At 33.8% G+C, this 15,955-nt stretch carries 17 protein-coding genes and 1 other annotated feature (1 of these 18 only partly in view); of the genes, 7 read left to right on the top strand and 10 right to left on the bottom strand.

The window, feature by feature from the left end; all coding sequences use genetic code 11:
* Positions 1-384: 384 nt before the first annotated feature.
* The 7 genes from A9178_RS08715 (at position 385) to sigK (ending at position 6,674) form a co-directional block, all read left to right on the top strand.
* Entirely contained in the window at positions 385-2,703 is a 2,319-nt protein-coding gene (locus A9178_RS08715; protein ID WP_068674393.1) for a Na+/H+ antiporter subunit A, read from the top strand.
* On the top strand, positions 2,704-3,042 hold the full coding sequence (locus tag A9178_RS08720; RefSeq protein ID WP_068674395.1) for a Na(+)/H(+) antiporter subunit C: 339 nt from the start codon (positions 2,704-2,706) through the stop codon (positions 3,040-3,042).
* Positions 3,035-4,516: a Na+/H+ antiporter subunit D gene (locus tag A9178_RS08725; RefSeq protein WP_068674397.1), complete on the top strand. Its 1,482-nt coding sequence runs from the start codon at positions 3,035-3,037 to the stop codon at positions 4,514-4,516. Before A9178_RS08720 ends, A9178_RS08725 begins: the two co-directional genes overlap by 8 nt.
* A 7-nt stretch (positions 4,517-4,523) precedes the next feature.
* Entirely contained in the window at positions 4,524-5,000 is a 477-nt protein-coding gene (locus tag A9178_RS08730; protein WP_068674399.1) for a Na+/H+ antiporter subunit E, read from the top strand.
* Entirely contained in the window at positions 4,997-5,302 is a 306-nt protein-coding gene (locus A9178_RS08735) for a monovalent cation/H+ antiporter complex subunit F (protein WP_068674401.1), read from the top strand. The genes A9178_RS08730 and A9178_RS08735 overlap by 4 nt, the downstream gene beginning before the upstream one ends.
* A 1-nt stretch (position 5,303) precedes the next feature.
* Positions 5,304-5,666 carry a monovalent cation/H(+) antiporter subunit G gene (gene mnhG / locus A9178_RS08740; protein WP_068674889.1) on the top strand — a complete coding sequence of 121 codons (363 nt, stop codon included), beginning with the start codon at positions 5,304-5,306 and terminating at the stop codon, positions 5,664-5,666.
* A 300-nt stretch (positions 5,667-5,966) separates the two neighbouring features.
* Positions 5,967-6,674 carry an RNA polymerase sporulation sigma factor SigK gene (sigK, locus tag A9178_RS08745; protein ID WP_068674403.1) on the top strand — a complete coding sequence of 236 codons (708 nt, stop codon included), beginning with the start codon at positions 5,967-5,969 and terminating at the stop codon, positions 6,672-6,674.
* Positions 6,675-6,772: 98 nt separating this feature from the next.
* Here the strand turns inward: sigK and mtnN are convergent, their stop codons facing one another.
* From mtnN to alaS, 10 genes are all read right to left on the bottom strand, one after another.
* Positions 6,773-7,462 carry a 5'-methylthioadenosine/S-adenosylhomocysteine nucleosidase gene (mtnN, locus tag A9178_RS08750; RefSeq protein WP_068674405.1) on the bottom strand — a complete coding sequence of 230 codons (690 nt, stop codon included), beginning with the start codon at positions 7,460-7,462 and terminating at the stop codon, positions 6,773-6,775.
* 28 nt (positions 7,463-7,490) lie between these two features.
* Complete coding sequence (locus A9178_RS08755; protein ID WP_068674407.1) at positions 7,491-8,123, bottom strand: YrrS family protein; 633 nt, start codon at positions 8,121-8,123, stop codon at positions 7,491-7,493.
* A gap of 158 nt (positions 8,124-8,281) precedes the next feature.
* Positions 8,282-8,758: a transcription elongation factor GreA gene (greA, locus tag A9178_RS08760; RefSeq protein ID WP_068674409.1), complete on the bottom strand. Its 477-nt coding sequence runs from the start codon at positions 8,756-8,758 to the stop codon at positions 8,282-8,284.
* 120 nt (positions 8,759-8,878) lie between these two features.
* Complete coding sequence (gene udk, locus A9178_RS08765) at positions 8,879-9,520, bottom strand: uridine kinase (protein ID WP_068674411.1); 642 nt, start codon at positions 9,518-9,520, stop codon at positions 8,879-8,881.
* Between the two features lie 15 nt (positions 9,521-9,535).
* Positions 9,536-10,174 carry an O-methyltransferase gene (locus A9178_RS08770; protein WP_068674413.1) on the bottom strand — a complete coding sequence of 213 codons (639 nt, stop codon included), beginning with the start codon at positions 10,172-10,174 and terminating at the stop codon, positions 9,536-9,538.
* Between the two features lie 149 nt (positions 10,175-10,323).
* Positions 10,324-11,433: an endolytic transglycosylase MltG gene (gene mltG / locus A9178_RS08775; RefSeq protein ID WP_068674415.1), complete on the bottom strand. Its 1,110-nt coding sequence runs from the start codon at positions 11,431-11,433 to the stop codon at positions 10,324-10,326.
* A gap of 344 nt (positions 11,434-11,777) precedes the next feature.
* Positions 11,778-12,059, bottom strand: a complete 282-nt coding sequence (locus A9178_RS08780; protein ID WP_068674417.1) for a DUF1292 domain-containing protein — start codon at positions 12,057-12,059, stop codon at positions 11,778-11,780.
* A 9-nt stretch (positions 12,060-12,068) separates the two neighbouring features.
* Positions 12,069-12,482 carry a Holliday junction resolvase RuvX gene (gene ruvX, locus A9178_RS08785; RefSeq protein ID WP_068674419.1) on the bottom strand — a complete coding sequence of 138 codons (414 nt, stop codon included), beginning with the start codon at positions 12,480-12,482 and terminating at the stop codon, positions 12,069-12,071.
* Positions 12,483-12,749 carry an IreB family regulatory phosphoprotein gene (locus tag A9178_RS08790; RefSeq protein WP_047183756.1) on the bottom strand — a complete coding sequence of 89 codons (267 nt, stop codon included), beginning with the start codon at positions 12,747-12,749 and terminating at the stop codon, positions 12,483-12,485.
* A gap of 339 nt (positions 12,750-13,088) precedes the next feature.
* Positions 13,089-15,728 carry an alanine--tRNA ligase gene (gene alaS / locus A9178_RS08795; protein WP_068674421.1) on the bottom strand — a complete coding sequence of 880 codons (2,640 nt, stop codon included), beginning with the start codon at positions 15,726-15,728 and terminating at the stop codon, positions 13,089-13,091.
* A gap of 58 nt (positions 15,729-15,786) precedes the next feature.
* Positions 15,787-15,955, bottom strand: a binding site (T-box leader); it runs 42 nt beyond the window's last position.

The following is a 15,955-nucleotide window of genomic DNA, read 5'->3' on the forward strand; positions in this document are numbered from 1 at the left end:
AGTTCTCATGTTTACTTTTCCTTCTATCCTACCTTATAAATAAGGTAGGCTTTTTTTTGTAGGAAGATATAAAATTTTCTACCATGGTCTTCGATTACTCCCCATACCGTAATGATTTGCATAAATGCTACTAAGACATTTGCCTAACCCAATAGAAATCGCCTAGTTTTCTAAACTTTTCTAATAAATAGATGATATATTAGGTTTGTTTCTCCCATCCCAATATATTATAATTAAATTTGGTTTGCCTGTAGTGTTTTTCAGTTTTTAACCAAATAGCTAATTTGTTCCCAATTCTTTGTATTACATTATCAGAAAGTAAATTTTTTTAAAATTAAACCTTAGATTGAATTAAATCTATAAAAAAAGGAGGAATAACTATAGATGATTTATTCAGTTTTTGCCCCCTTAATTTTCGCTTTATTTGTACCTTGGCTGAGTAAACATAAAGACAAAATACATACAGGAATTTTTGTGTTTTTTATACCATTCATTATTTTTCTCTATTTTATTCAATTTATTGGATCCGATTTTTCTCCCATACGAGAAACTATCAATTGGATACCCTCTATGAATATTAATTTAGATTTCTATCTTGATGGTTTAAGTTTACTATTCGTTCTACTTATTAGTGGAATAGGTGCACTTGTTGTTCTATATTCTATTTACTACCTAGATAAATCAGAAAAGTTAGGGAACTTTTATGTTTATCTTCTTATGTTCATGGCAGCAATGCTTGGTGTAGTACTATCTGATAATGTTTTCGTATTGTATACTTTTTGGGAATTAACCTCTATCTCTTCTTTCTTACTCATTGGATATTGGAATTTTAAAGACCGTTCAAGATATGGCGCTTTAAAATCGATGCTTATTACAGTATTTGGTGGGTTAAGTTTACTAGGGGGATTTGTTCTTCTAACAGTTATAACTGGTACTACTAGCATTCAAGGGATGATTGAACAAGTTGATATTATCCTATCTAGTCAATATCTACCACTTGCTTTAGCTTTTATTCTTTTAGGCGCCTTTACAAAATCAGCACAATTTCCATTCCATATTTGGTTACCAGATGCAATGGAGGCTCCGACCCCTGTAAGTGCTTATTTACACTCAGCTACGATGGTAAAAGCTGGAATATTTTTAGTTGCTAGATTTTCACCAATATTCGCTGGATTTGAAGGTTTCTTTATTACTGTTAGTCTAGTGGGTATTATTACCCTCTGTTGGGGTTCCTATATGGCAGTTCGGCAGACAGACCTTAAAGGTATTCTAGCCTTTTCTACTATAAGTCAATTAGGTATGATTATGGCGATGCTTGGATTTGGAACTGAAGCTGCCGTTTTTGCTGCCGTTTTCCATATCTTAAGTCACGCAACATTTAAAGGAAGCTTATTTATGATTGCGGGGATTATTGACCACGAAACAGGAACACGTGATATTAGAAAATTAGGCGGTTTATTTACGTTAATGCCAATATCAGCAACATTAGCTATATTTGGAACATTTTCTATGGCTGGGGTTCCATTACCTTTCTTAAACGGATTTTATAGTAAAGAGCTCTTCTTTGATGCAACGCTTAGTCTAGAAGGGGTGTCGTGGTTAAGTCAAGCCATTCCCTATTTAGCTGTTTTTGGAAGTATTTTTACTTTTGTCTATTCTATGTACTTCTTCTTTGGGGTATTTACTGGTCCAAAACGTTTCGATCGATTACCTAAAAAACCGCATGAAGCACCATTTGGTATGCTAATTTCTCCTATCATTCTCGTTCTAGGTGTTATCTTAATCGGTTTATTCGCAGATAAATTTAATCAGCCATTTTTACTTCATGCGGCCCAAGCAGTAAATAGTGGTGTAGAATATCATGAGGTATATTTCTGGCATGGTTTTATCACTCCATTTATTATGTCGTTGATCGTTATAGCTGTTGGAGCAATTCTATATTTAACACGAACGAAATGGAATAAAATATATACTATACTGCCAGGGCGTCTAAGTTTTAATAGAGTGTATGATGCTATAGTAGAGAAACTAGATACCTATTCCAAACGTCTAACCAATTCTTATATGACTGGTTCTGTTAGAACATATATGCTACTGATTTTAGGTACTACTATAGTTATTACAGCGGTTTATATGTATATTACAAATGGTTTTATAATTAATCTTCACGATACAGCAGAAGTTACGGGCCTTGAAGTTTCTATCGTAGTAATCATTATCATTGCTTCTATTGCAACATTATTTGCTAAAAATAATATTGCAGCAATCTTGATTACCGGTATTGTCGGATATGGTGTATCCATGTTATTCGTTATTTACCGAGCTCCGGACCTAGCATTAACACAGCTGGTTGTAGAAACAGTATCTATTGCATTGTTCTTACTTTGTTTCTACCATTTGCCGAAATTACGTAAAAGAGAAGAAAGTACTGGTACTAAGTTAATTAATTTGTTCATTTCCATAGGATTTGGATTATTGATTATAATGGTTGGTATTTCAGCACACAGTTCAAATTGGTTCGATTCTATATCCAGTTACTTTGTAGAGAATTCCTATAAACTTGGCGGTGGAGATAATATTGTTAACGTAATTCTTGTAGATTTCCGTGGCCTAGATACATTGTTTGAAATTGCGGTATTAGGAATTGCTGCATTGGCCGTCTTTTCCCTTATCCGATTAAAAAACAAAAAGGGGGCGAAGTAAATGGAGATATTAATTATTATATTGAGTGGAGTGCTGTTTACTACAGCTATATATAATCTGTTACAAAAACAATTACTCCGTATCATTATAGGAACTGTATTATTATCCCACGGTGCCCATCTTATGATCTTAACAATGGGGAAATTAAAAACCGGACTGCCTCCAGTTCTTACGGAGGGAGTTACCGACTATACTGACCCATTACCACAAGCACTAATATTAACTTCTATTGTTATTAGTTTCGGTATAACAGGTTTATTATTAGTACTTGCATACCGAACCACACAAGAGAATAATACAGATAATATGGAACAGTTAAGGGGTAAATCAAATGAGTAATTTAGCAGTCTTACCTATTATCTTGCCGTTAGCTTCAGCCATAATCTTGATTTTCTTTAATTCAAATGTAAAGGTTTCAAGATTTCTAACCAAGATTTTTACATTAATAGGAGTAATAGTAGCAGGCTATATAACGTCTGAAACCCTATTCAATGGTTCGATCATACTAGAAACCGGAAGTTGGGTGGCTCCTTTTGGAATCATATTAGTTGTTGATACACTTTCAGCAGTACTTGTTTTGACAACTAACATTATTGCAGTTGCATGTGCATTTTATGCCCCCTACTCTAACTTAGGAGAAAAAGAAAATTATTATTTCTATCCCTTTTTCTTCTTTCTAATAACAGGGGTGTCTGGTGCCTTTGTTACAGGGGACCTTTTTAACTTATTCGTGTTCTTCGAAGTATTATTGATGGCTTCCTATGCATTAATCGTATTAGGCGGAGACAAGGTCCAATTTAGAGAATCACTAAAATATTTATTAATTAATCTATTCTCATCTATGTTATTTGTAACTGCTGTCGCTTTTCTTTATGGTGTTGTTGGAACAGTCAATATGGCGCAAATAGCTGAAAGAATATCTGAAGTAGATCAGCAGGGAATATTAACAACTATCGCCTTTTTACTTTTCTTTGTATTTGGAACGAAAGCGGCTCTATTCCCACTGTATTACTGGCTACCAAATTCGTATATTGTTCCAAATCCTATCATTTCAGCTTTATTTGGCGCTCTCTTGACTAAAGTAGGTGTATATTCTATTATTCGAGTGTTTACATTAATGTTTGTACACCGACTTGAACTTACGCATGAATTCTTTATTTGGATAGCTGGACTTTCTATGATTTTCGGGGTAATAGGAGCCCTTTCAACTAATAACATTAAACTAATAGTGGCCTATAATATAATCCCAGCAATCGGGTATATGATAATGGGAATTGGAATTTTCAACCAAGAAGCTTTAAATGGTTCGATTTACTACCTTATTCAGGACATGATTGTGAAAGCGGCCTTGTTCCTACTAGTTGGAATCATTGCCTATGTAGCTGGAACATCTGATTTGCGAAAAATGGGTGGACTCATTCACCACTATCCGCTATTAGGTTGGTTATTATTTATATCAGCATTTGTCCTAGCTGGAATCCCACCATTTAGTGGTTTCATCGGTAAATTACTTTTACTTGATGGTGCTTTTCAAACTGATCGTATAATTATTTCTATTATCGCTCTTGGTACGAGTCTATTAATACTATATTCTATTATCAAAATCTTTATTAGAGGGTTTTGGGGCGAAAAAGATACGATGAAAAACCTAGATATAAAATCAACAAAAGGGATGATTGGTCCAGTAGTATTCCTGCTGTTATTCACTGTAATCTTAGGGGTTGGAGCAGAATATTTCTACCCTATCAGTAATTCTATAGCTGAATATTTGCTCGATCCTCAAGTTTATATTGATTCTGTACTAAAGGAGTAGATGATAAATGGCCTTTCAAATTTTCATTAATATAATCATCGCAATTATGTGGATGTTTTTAAGTGAATCATATACAGCTCCAAGCTTTATTGCAGGATATTTCTTTGGTATTCTATTTATATTTTTACTAAGAAGATTTATCCCAGGGGAGTTTTATTTTAAAAGGGTATTTAAAATATTAAAGCTAACAATTATATTTATAAAAGAACTAATCTTGTCGAATATTGATATGCTCAAATATGTTTATTCACCAAAACAAATTGCAGAACCAGGAATATTTGAACTTCCATTAGATGTGAAAACAAATTGGGAAATAACACTTTTAACATCTCTAATATCTTTAACGCCTGGTACTTTATCTGTAGCTTTATCAGACGATAATGAAAAATTATTTGTACATGCAATGGACATTGATGATGTTCATGAATCAATTGAGTCCATTAAAGGAACATTTGAAAAGCTTATTCTGGAGGTGACAAGATGAATGAAGTATTGGCATTAACAGATCATTTAGTAAAAATTAGTGTTTGGATTGGATTTTTAGTTATATCCATTTCGGTTATTTTATTAATGTATCAAACAATTGTCGGACCAGAAAATGTGGACAGAGCTGTTGCTTTAGATACGATTGCTGTTAATTTAATGGCAGTGGCTGGACTTTTGGCTATTTATCTTGTCACCGATAAATTAAATGATATCGTCCTATTAATTGGTGTTTTAGCCTTCTTAGGAACAGTAGGAATTGCTAAATATCTGGAAGAAGGTGTTATCATTGACAGAAATTGATATGTTAATTCAAATTATTTTCAATGTCATTATCATATTATCGATTTTAATAGGTTCATTCTTTATGCTGTCAGCCACAATTGGCATTATTCGCTTTCCTGATGTATATACCAAACTACATGCGGCAACAAAAGCAACTACCTTAGGAATAGCTGGTATCCTTATTGGCGGTTTTATCTTCCTTTATGTGCACTACAACATTGTTAGCGGAAAATTAATTCTAGCTATATTGTTTATGATGATTACAAATCCGGTTTCCGCTCATATGATATCTCGAGCAGCTCACAATAAAGGAATTAAGCCTGTATTAAAAAATCGACAAGATGCGTATGATCAATACAAATCAAAATTAACGAGTAAGTGACCCAAAGTTTTGGGTCACTTTATTTAGTTTAAGCTAACTAACCCTTCGTGTAATACAAGGCTTTACCTGCATAATCATAATTTTTTACAAAATAAAATCGTTAACCTTCTCTGAAAACGAACTGATTTATAAAGAAGACTCGGTTCAGGTGGAGTTTTAGTAACGCCGCGTAGATAAAGGAAATTCTTAATTTTATTTGTTTGGACAGACACGAAACAAGCCCTCTCCTCATAAAGATGTTATATAGGCAAATACCCAACCAAGATTGATTGGATTTACCACTTTAGGAGGTGCATGTGTTTGTCTGGAATATTAACCGTTCTTGCTCTTCTTGTTAAGGAAGTACTTTTTTTTGTATCCTATGTAAAAAATCATGCCTTTCCTCAACCTTTGCCACCAGATGAAGAATTAAAATATATTAAGGAAATGCAAGATGGCAGTGAAACAGCTCGAAATAAACTTATTGAGCACAATTTACGGTTAGTAGCTCATATAGTAAAGAAGTTTGAAAATACAGGCGAAGATATGGAGGATTTAATTTCTATCGGTACAATTGGGTTAATTAAAGGGGTAGAGAGTTTTTCTTTAGATAAAGGCACTAAACTAGCAACCTACGCGGCACGTTGTATAGAAAATGAAATTCTTATGCATTTGAGGGCATTAAAAAAGGTCAAAAAGGATGTCTCTCTTCATGACCCTATAGGCCAAGATAAGGAAGGTAACGAGATTAGTCTTATAGATATATTAGAGGCAGAAAACGAGAACATCATCGAGTATATCCAATTGAATATGGAAATCGAAAAAATGCAGGAATATTTTACTATTCTAGATAAACGTGAACGAGAAGTTATCATTTATAGATACGGATTAAATAATACGAAAGAAATGACTCAAAGAGAAATTGCTAAAAAGTTAAATATTTCTAGAAGTTATGTGTCTCGAATCGAAAAGAGGGCATTAATGAAAGTGTTTCACGAGTATTACCGAAAAGAAAGAGATAACCATTAAAACATAAAGTAAAACCCAAATAATGAGTGTTCTTCCATCCCCACTGAATAAATTAAAGCACTTAATCCATCTGGATAAGTGCTTTAGTTTAGATGTCCTTACATTTTCTTTATCATTAACATAATTAATTCTGCAGCATGTTTAGCAGCTTTATCAAGGAACTGGTCGAAAGAGACAGAGGATTCTTTTCCTGCAATATCTGAGAGCGCTCGGATGATAACAAAAGGTTTTTCATATTGGTAACATACCTGGGCAACTGCAGCAGCTTCCATTTCCGCTGCAATCATTGTTGGAAATTTCCCCCTTACAAATTCCACTCTTTTAGAATCGTCCATGAAAGAATCTCCTGTTGCAATAACCCCTTCTTCATAATTCAATCCGATTTCGCCAATAACCTCTATTGCTGATTGTACTAAATTTGGATTTGCTTCAAACATCGGTGGCTGACCAGGAACTTGTCCATATTCATAGTTAAACGCTGTAACATCCACATCGTGATGTACAACTTTATTGGAAATGACAACATCCCCAACCTCTAATCGTTCTGAAAATCCTCCCGCTGAACCAGTATTGATAACAGATGTTGGTGAAAATCTCTCATGCATAATTGTTGTAGCCATTGCTGCATTTACCTTACCGATTCCTGATTTTAATAATACAACTTCTTTCCCATGTAATTGACCTTCTACAAAGAAACAACCAGCAACGGTATGTTCACTTTTATTAGTCATACTTTCTTGTAATAAACTTATTTCTTCATCCATTGCTCCTATTATGCCGATTGTCATAAACATATTACCTCCATTTTATTTGTGATTACTGATATTTTTTCCAATCATTTTCTTTTAATAATTCAACTTTTGTAGGTTGCCAACCTTCCCCATCATTCCATGCCAAATATACACGATATACCTCTGACTGATTTGAATCCGAAACAGTAGCAATAACTTTTTGATCGCCACCATTCGCTACCCACCATTCACGATAATTACCTTCTACCAACCCTGTAGCCGTTTGAATAGCTACTGTCATCTCTTTTCGGTCTTGTGAACCTTCTGAGTAATTTACGGTATGTTGACCTTCTTGTTCTGTCCCGACTGCTTCCCAATTTCCTTCATAAGCTTTGACTACATTATCATCTGAAGGATCTACTTCTTCTGTCGTAATTTCTTGCTCTTCGTTTTCTTTTTCTTCGCCACCATTATCGTCTTTTACTATTGACTGATCCTCTTGTTCACTGTTAGTGGTAGTTCCTGTTTCATTTGATGTGTCATTTTGTGCTTGTTCAGTTTCTTCAACGAGGGTACTATCTCCGTCACCAAACAACCAAATACTAATTAAGGAAATAAAAAGGATAATACCAATAACGATAAAAAATGAAATTAACTTTGTGTTTTTACGACGTTTTTCGTATTTATTAATTCGCGAACCATTTTCTTTTGCAGCCAATAAAACTCCCTCCCTACCATATTCTACTATCTTATCATAATTGCAATGCTTTCTAATAATAAAGTATTCATGAAGTGAAACTTATGAGATAATAAAACTTCTTTACTAATATCTGCCCAAAAATAAAAGCAGGAGTAGACTTCTCCTGCTTCATTTGGCTATTCTACTTTTATAATTTTAACTTGTATATCTCCACCAGGGGTTGAAACAGTTACTTCTGAACCAATTTCTTTACCTATTAAGCTTTTCGCCATAGGAGAATCATTTGAGATTTTTCCTTCAAAAGGATCTGCCTCAGCACTTCCAACTATGGTATATGTTTCTTCTTCACCCTCAGGAAGTTCTACAAAAGTTACAGATTTTCCTAATGATACGATATTCGCATTTGCTTCATCATTTTCAATAATTACAGCATTACGGATCATCTTTTCAAGTTGTGTAATTCGTTGTTCAACAAAAGCTTGTTCATCCTTTGCCGCATCGTACTCAGAGTTCTCCGATAAATCGCCAAAATCGCGAGCTATTTTAATGCGTTCCACTACCTCTTGTCTTCTATCCGTTTTTAAAAATTCTAATTCCTTTTCAAGTTTCTCTTTTCCCTCAGTTGTCATGTAATAACTTTTCTCTACAGCCATTTAAAACACTCCTTTTCACACTAAACATATCAAATGAACGTTGTATTACATTCAAAATACTAATAGTTATAATTATGCTAATCATTACTATGGCAGAATTTCAACAAATAATCAAGAATTTTATTTGTTATTTTCATGCTTTTTTGATAATATATTTTCAATTTTAGAAGCCATTAAATCAATCGCTACATGGTTTTCTCCACCTTCTGGAATGATGATATCTGCATAACGTTTCGTTGGCTCTATAAACTGTAAATGAGATGGTCTTACCTCATTTAGATATTGTTCAATTACTGAATCCAAGGATCTACCTCGTTCTTTAATATCGCGACTAAGGCGTCTTATAATTCGAATATCAGAATCTGTATCCACGAATACTTTAATATCCATTAAATTAACTAAACGTGGATCCTCTAGAATCAGGATACCTTCAATAATGATGACATCCTTTGGCTCGATCAAAATAGTTTCGTTCGAACGAGTATGTAACTTATAATCATAAACTGGTTTGTTTATCGATTTATTGTCTAATAAATCATGTAAATGCTCAATAAGTAAATCATTATCAAATGCTAGAGGATGATCATAATTCGTCTTTAATCTATCTTCAAACGGAAGGTGACTTTGGTCTTTATAATAATAATCCTGTTCTATAACCAAAATGGTTTTATCGGAAAATTTATTACAAATAGATTTGGTCACGGAAGTTTTACCACTACCACTGCCACCAGTAACTCCAATAATAACTGGTTTTCTTTTCATAAATTTAACTCCTTTTTACTTGTAACTACTTAGAGCGACTCCATCTCCAATTGGTATAATTGACGTATTAAATTCAGGCTGATTCATAAGAAAATCATTATATTTTATTATTTTTTCAACCATTTTTTCATATCGCTTAGGGCTTACTTCAGGATTAGCTACATATCCTCTAAACAACACATTATCCGTAATAATTAATCCATCTGAATTCAACAACGGTAAAGAAAGTTCAAAAAACCGTTGATACTGCCCTTTTGCAGCATCAATAAATATTAAATCAAACTTTTCTTCTTTATCCATTAATTCTTCAAGCTTCTCTAAAGCATCTCCAAAAATAACATCGATATTCTTTTCTTTATTCAAATGTTTAATATTTTGAATAGCTTGTTTATAACGAACATCATCTCTTTCAATTGTCACAATCTGAGATTTTGGACATGCATCATGCATTCGTAGGGCCGAATAACCTATTGCTGTTCCTATTTCTAGAATTCTTTTTGGTTTTTTAATTTGAATAATTTGTGTTACAAAATGCATACTAACCTGATCCATAATGGGAATACTGTCTATTTTAGCTTGTTCCTCTATCTCTTTAATCCAAGTTTCCTTTTCCGGAAGTATATGTAGTAAATAGTTATTAATTAAATCATCCATCATAAGTACCTCTTTCATTATTAGAAAACTTAGCGTTCGCTTTTGTTTGGGCGAATGCCTTAATTGCACTTATGCAGGTGAAGAAAATTAATACTTTCTTCACCTGCAAAAATTAGAAGTGTGATCCTATGTCTCATTTTTTTATTATTTTAATTTAAATATTTTTTTATATTTTCACTATGTTCTTCATAGGTTTTCGCATAATGTATTTTTCCTTCATGGTCATGCAAGAAAAATACATAGTCGGAATTCTCAGGTTGCAATACGGCCTCTAAAGAACTTTTAGAAAAATTCGCAATTGGACCAATCGGTAAACCGTTGATTCGATAGGTATTATATGGTGATTCTACTTCTAAATGTTTATATAGGGTTGTCTCTAGGTGTTCTCCAAGCGCATATGCAACTGTAGGATCCGTTTCAAGTCGCATTCCTTTTTCTAATCGGTTATAAAATACACCCGCGATTTCTTTTCTTTGAACATTATTACTTGCCTCTTTTTCAACAAGTGAAGCAAAGGTTAACACTTCATGAAGACTAAATTTACTGTTTTCAATTTGATCCATATAAGGTGATACAACATCTTGTGTCTGAGAAACCATCCCTTCTATTATAGATCGGATGGAGGGCTTCTCTTCATAATATAAGTAAGTGGCAGCAAATAAATATCCTTCTAATGGAGAAATAATTTCATCCTGTAATATGTCTTTTGGTAAAATAGAATATTTTCTCATCAACTCAGATATAAAATCTCTATCGTTAACAACGTTTAAAAATTTTTCTTTTGAAAAATAAAAATCTTTTGCATAAATATCAGCTATTTGATCTATAGTTAGCCCTTCAGGAATCGTAACAGTATATAATGCTGTTGCTTTCCCCATTTGTAAGCTTTCCGTGATTTCATCTAGAGTCATGGATGGAGTGAACGTATAACTCCCCGGTTGTAAGTTGGATTCGTTATTTAATTTTATATATAATAGATAGATAATAGCATTTTTGATAACACCGTTTTCTTCTAAAATACTAGCTATTGAAGAAGAAGAAGAACCTAAAGGGATTTCTACGATAATTTCCTTATCACTACTAGGATCCACCGGTTTAAGTGCGGATTTCACGTAAAAATAGCCAGCAATTCCACTTAAACCTATTATTAAAACGATTGCTAGAATTACCAAAGATACTATCTTTCTGACCTTACTTGCTTCTTCATTCGTCGCAATGAGATTGTCCACAAACTTACCATTTGATTTCTTTTTGGACATTTGGTTTCCCCCTCTCATTCGACTTATTATACTAAAAAAGGGCAATATTATCCATGATTTTCACTAAAACCATAGGATGTTTGAATAGTTGGTATTCTCTATTCGATTACGGAATTCCATAGTTGCATTTCTGAGAATCTTTAATGTAGGGCGGGTTAGCGAAGTCCCGGACGCCTAATTTCTTAGGATCTAAGGGCGATTCTCTTTGGATTCACTCCCATGAAAAAACTGATACCAAAATAGGTATCAGTTCGGTTGCTTTCATAAAGAAGACTTGGTTCAGGCGGAGTTTTAACTTCACATGAAACTCAGTCGCCCTTATTTCGAAGCTTGGGGTAGATAAATTAAGAATCCAACTCTTCATCAGCAAGAGTATTCAACATTTCTTCAACCATTTCCCATTCCTCATCAGACTCAATTGGAAATAACGTTATATCCTCTTTTTCCGTTTCCTCATATCTAAAAGCGTAAACCTCTACTTCTTCATCATCAGCTTGTTCAACAGGTACTACCGCAATATATGAGTTTCCTGTTTGATCAACATCGAAAGTAAAAAGAACTTCAAATAAATGTTCTTCTCCATTCTCATCAGGAACAATAATACGTTCTTTTTTATCTAGTGACACACTCTCACCTCATTTTTGATCTAAGTATCCTTGTAATATCATGACTGCAGCCATTTTATCAATGACTTTTTTCCTTTTTTTTCGGCTAACATCAGCTTGTAACAAGATTCTCTCGGCCGCCATAGTTGTTAATCTTTCATCCCACATAACAGTTGGAATGTTAAAAGTTTCTTCAATATGTTCTGCAAATCGTTGGGATGCTTCTCCACGTTCACCAATCGTACCATTCATGTTTTTAGGAAGACCAACTATAGCCTTACTAATTTCATGTTCTTTTATTATTTTAGAAAGTTCTTCATCTGCTGATGTTATATTGGTTTCATCCCAATAAATTGTAGTTAATCCTTGTGCTGTCCACCCGAGTGCATCACTTATTGCGACTCCAATTGTTTTGGAGCCAACATCAAATCCTATTATTTTCATTTAATCCGCCTTTTTTTGTTCCAAATAAGATTTCACTAGTTCTTCTATTACTTCGTCACGTTCAACTTTTCTTATTAGATTTCTGGCATCATTATACCTTGGAATATATGCCGGATCACCTGATAATAAATATCCAACAATTTGATTAATTGGATTGTAACCCTTCTCTTTTAAAGAACCATGGACCGTGAAAAGAATTTCTTTTATGTCCTGTTCGTATGGTTCTTCGGAAAAGTTAAACTTCATTGTTTTATCAATTGAACTCATTTTGACACCCCGTTCTTAGAAAAACTATCATTTACTTAACTATTGGAAGCATACCATATGTTTATATAAAGTTAAACTTATTCAGTGGGTGTATTGTTCCAACTCCCACTGAATATTAATCGCCCTTATCAGGATTCTACTTTCTGACGGCCCCACTTACAATTCATGTTTTTAACTCAATTCCTCGAAATGCAGGCCTTCAATCATAAAAACGCGATAAAACATAAAATGTCGAATATTACTGTGTTCATTGTAACATGTAAGTAAATAAAGTGAAACATAGTAGGTGGAAAAATTTCCTTAATCCTTTTTATAGCATTTTACATTATTCTTTATTACTTATTTGGTTTTCTCCAGCACGTAATCTTTTGCAAATCGAACAGCTTCAGAGATTTTTGCGGGATCTTTTCCTCCTGCTTGAGCCATATCTGGGCGACCTCCTCCGCCACCTCCACAAATTTGTGCAGCTTGTTTAATTAATTTACCTGCATGGAAACCTTGCTCAACCAAATCCTTGGATACGCCAGAAGCAAGTTGAACTTTTCCATTATTCTCAGTTGCCAACAAAATAATACAAGAACCTAGTTTTTGTTTTAGATCGTCAATCATATTTCTTAACTGATTCATATCTTTCACATGAACTTGTTGTGCTAATAAATTGACACCCTCAATGCTTTCAACTTGTTCCAAAACCTGTGAACTTTCTGCATTTGCAATTTTGGCACTTAATGATTCGTTTTCTTTTTGCAATTGTTTTATTTCATGGAATAGATGATCAATGCGTTCTGGTAGATTTTCCTCTTTTGTTTTTAATAAACTTGCTGTGGAATGTAAAATATTTAATTTTTCATTTAAAAATTGATAAGCTTCTTTACTAGTTACAGCCTCAATCCTTCTTGTACCTGCACCTATTCCACTTTCTGAAACAAGTTTAAATAACCCGATGTCAGATGTGTTTCTAACATGGCATCCCCCACATAGCTCTAAACTATAGTCCCCCATTTGAACAACGCGAACAATATCTCCATATTTTTCACCAAATAGTGCCATAGCTCCCATTTCTTTTGCTTCTTGTAGTTTTTTAAGATTTATTTCTACCGGAATTGCTTCCCATACTTTCTCATTTACGATTTCTTCTATTTTCTTTAGCTCTTCATCAGATACCGGATTAAAATGAGAGAAGTCAAATCGTAATCTTTCTGGTGTAACTAAAGATCCTGCCTGATTCACATGGGAACCAAGTACATCTTTCAACGCTTGATGCAGTAAGTGTGTTGCAGAGTGGTTCTTAATGATTGATTGACGGAATTCAAAATCTACAACAGCTTTTACAGAATCATTTACGTTAAATTCTCCGTCTTTGACAACAATTCGATGGATATTTTGACCTTTTGGTGATTTTTGTACATCTTCAACAAACGCAGAGGACTTTTCAGTATAAATCCATCCCTTGTCAGCTACTTGTCCACCACTTTCTGCATAAAATGGAGTTTTATTTAGAAAAAGGAAAACTGTATCTCCTACTTTAGCAGTATTGATCATTTCATTTCCATCAAATAATGCTGCGACCTTGGTTTCTACCTCTACATTTTCATACCCAATAAATTCACTGTCAATTTTTATTTCACTTAATACCGTATCTTGAACCTGCATAGACTCTACCTTTTGTCTTGCGTTTCTTGCTCTACTACGTTGTTTTTCCATTTCTTGATTATAACCATCTTGATCAATGGAAAAACCATGCTCTTCTACATATTCCTCTGTTAATTCTTTAGGGAATCCATAGGTGTCATATAAACGAAATACTTCTTTCCCAGGGAATACCTTACTTCCATTTGCTTTCTCTTTTTCGATAATGGTCGTTAATATTTCTAATCCATCATTTAATGTTTCATGGAAACGTTCTTCCTCTACTTTTACAACAGATTCAATAAAGTCTCTTTGTTTTATTACCTCTGGGTAGAAATCCTTCATAATTTCCCCAACTGTTTCCACTAATTCATACATAAATGGCTTATTAATACCAATTTCTTTAGCAAATCTAACAGCTCTGCGTAGAAGTCTTCTTAATACATAACCTCTACCCTCATTAGAAGGTAGTGCACCATCACCAACAGCAAAACTAACGGTACGAATATGGTCAGCAATTACTTTAAATGCAGTGTCACTCTCTACTGATTTTCCATAATTCGTTGTCGCTAATTCTTCTGTCTTACGAATGATTGGTAAAAACAAGTCAGTTTCAAAGTTTGTAGGTGTATTTTGTATAACTGAAGTTACACGTTCCAATCCCATACCAGTATCTATATTTTTCTTAGGTAAAGGCGTATACGTATGATCCGAATTATGATTAAATTGAGAGAAAACTAAGTTCCAAATTTCTAAATAACGGCTGTTTTCTCCACCAGGATATAATTCCGGATCATTCGGGTCGTTCCCAAATTCTTCTCCTCTATCATAAAAGATCTCCGTGTTTGGACCACTTGGACCTTCACCAATGTCCCAGAAGTTCTCTTCTATACGAATAATTCTTTCTTTCGGCAATTTAATATCGTTTAACCAAAAATCATAAGCTTCATCATCTTCAGGATGAACCGTAACAGATAGTAATTCTGAATCTAAATTCAACCATTTTTCATCAGTTAAAAATTCCCAAGCCCATTCAATCGCTTCTTTTTTAAAATAATCGCCAATGGAAAAGTTACCTAACATTTCAAAAAATGTATGGTGGCGGGCTGTATATCCAACATTTTCGATATCATTTGTACGAATTGCTTTTTGAGCATTAACAATACGTGGATTTTCTGGTATCACTCGACCATCAAAATATTTTTTTAAAGTTGCTACCCCACTATTAATCCATAATAAAGTCGGATCATCTTTAGGTACTAAAGAAACACTAGGTTCTACACGATGACCTTTTTCTTTAAAAAAATCAATATACATTTGTCTAATTTCTGCTGATGTTAATTGTTTCATACATTAATCCTCCATTGTTGACATAATAATAACTAAAAAAATCTCCTCTCTGCATGAATGCAGGGACGAGATTTATTCGCGGTACCACCCTTTTTATGAACGAATTATTCAGTTCATCACTTATATCATCATAACGGTATGAGACCGACGAGTATTAATCGCACTCCAGTGTAGCTTTCCACGATAATGAACTAGGATTTTTTCCAGCCAATGAAAACCCTTCTCTG

The organism is Oceanobacillus sp. Castelsardo (genome assembly GCF_001659985.1).
Lineage (GTDB): Bacteria > Bacillota > Bacilli > Bacillales > Amphibacillaceae > Oceanobacillus.

Excerpts from the sequence above, each read along its gene's own strand:
- A9178_RS08770 (WP_068674413.1), bottom strand. The coding sequence starts at position 10,174 with ATGGATGATTTAATTAATAACTATTTACTACATATACTTCCGGAAAAG.
- ruvX (WP_068674419.1), bottom strand. The coding sequence starts at position 12,482 with ATGAAAATAATAGGATTTGATGTTGGCTCCAAAACAATTGGAGTCGCA.
- A9178_RS08735 (WP_068674401.1), top strand. The coding sequence starts at position 4,997 with ATGAATGAAGTATTGGCATTAACAGATCATTTAGTAAAAATTAGTGTT.
- A9178_RS08730 (WP_068674399.1), top strand. The coding sequence starts at position 4,524 with ATGGCCTTTCAAATTTTCATTAATATAATCATCGCAATTATGTGGATG.
- A9178_RS08725 (WP_068674397.1), top strand. The coding sequence starts at position 3,035 with ATGAGTAATTTAGCAGTCTTACCTATTATCTTGCCGTTAGCTTCAGCC.
- A9178_RS08720 (WP_068674395.1), top strand. The coding sequence starts at position 2,704 with ATGGAGATATTAATTATTATATTGAGTGGAGTGCTGTTTACTACAGCT.
- mtnN (WP_068674405.1), bottom strand. The coding sequence starts at position 7,462 with ATGACAATCGGCATAATAGGAGCAATGGATGAAGAAATAAGTTTATTA.
- A9178_RS08790 (WP_047183756.1), bottom strand. The coding sequence starts at position 12,749 with ATGAGTTCAATTGATAAAACAATGAAGTTTAACTTTTCCGAAGAACCA.
- mnhG (WP_068674889.1), top strand. The coding sequence starts at position 5,304 with ATGTTAATTCAAATTATTTTCAATGTCATTATCATATTATCGATTTTA.
- alaS (WP_068674421.1), bottom strand. The coding sequence starts at position 15,728 with ATGAAACAATTAACATCAGCAGAAATTAGACAAATGTATATTGATTTT.
- mltG (WP_068674415.1), bottom strand. The coding sequence starts at position 11,433 with ATGTCCAAAAAGAAATCAAATGGTAAGTTTGTGGACAATCTCATTGCG.
- A9178_RS08715 (WP_068674393.1), top strand. The coding sequence starts at position 385 with ATGATTTATTCAGTTTTTGCCCCCTTAATTTTCGCTTTATTTGTACCT.
- udk (WP_068674411.1), bottom strand. The coding sequence starts at position 9,520 with ATGAAAAGAAAACCAGTTATTATTGGAGTTACTGGTGGCAGTGGTAGT.
- greA (WP_068674409.1), bottom strand. The coding sequence starts at position 8,758 with ATGGCTGTAGAGAAAAGTTATTACATGACAACTGAGGGAAAAGAGAAA.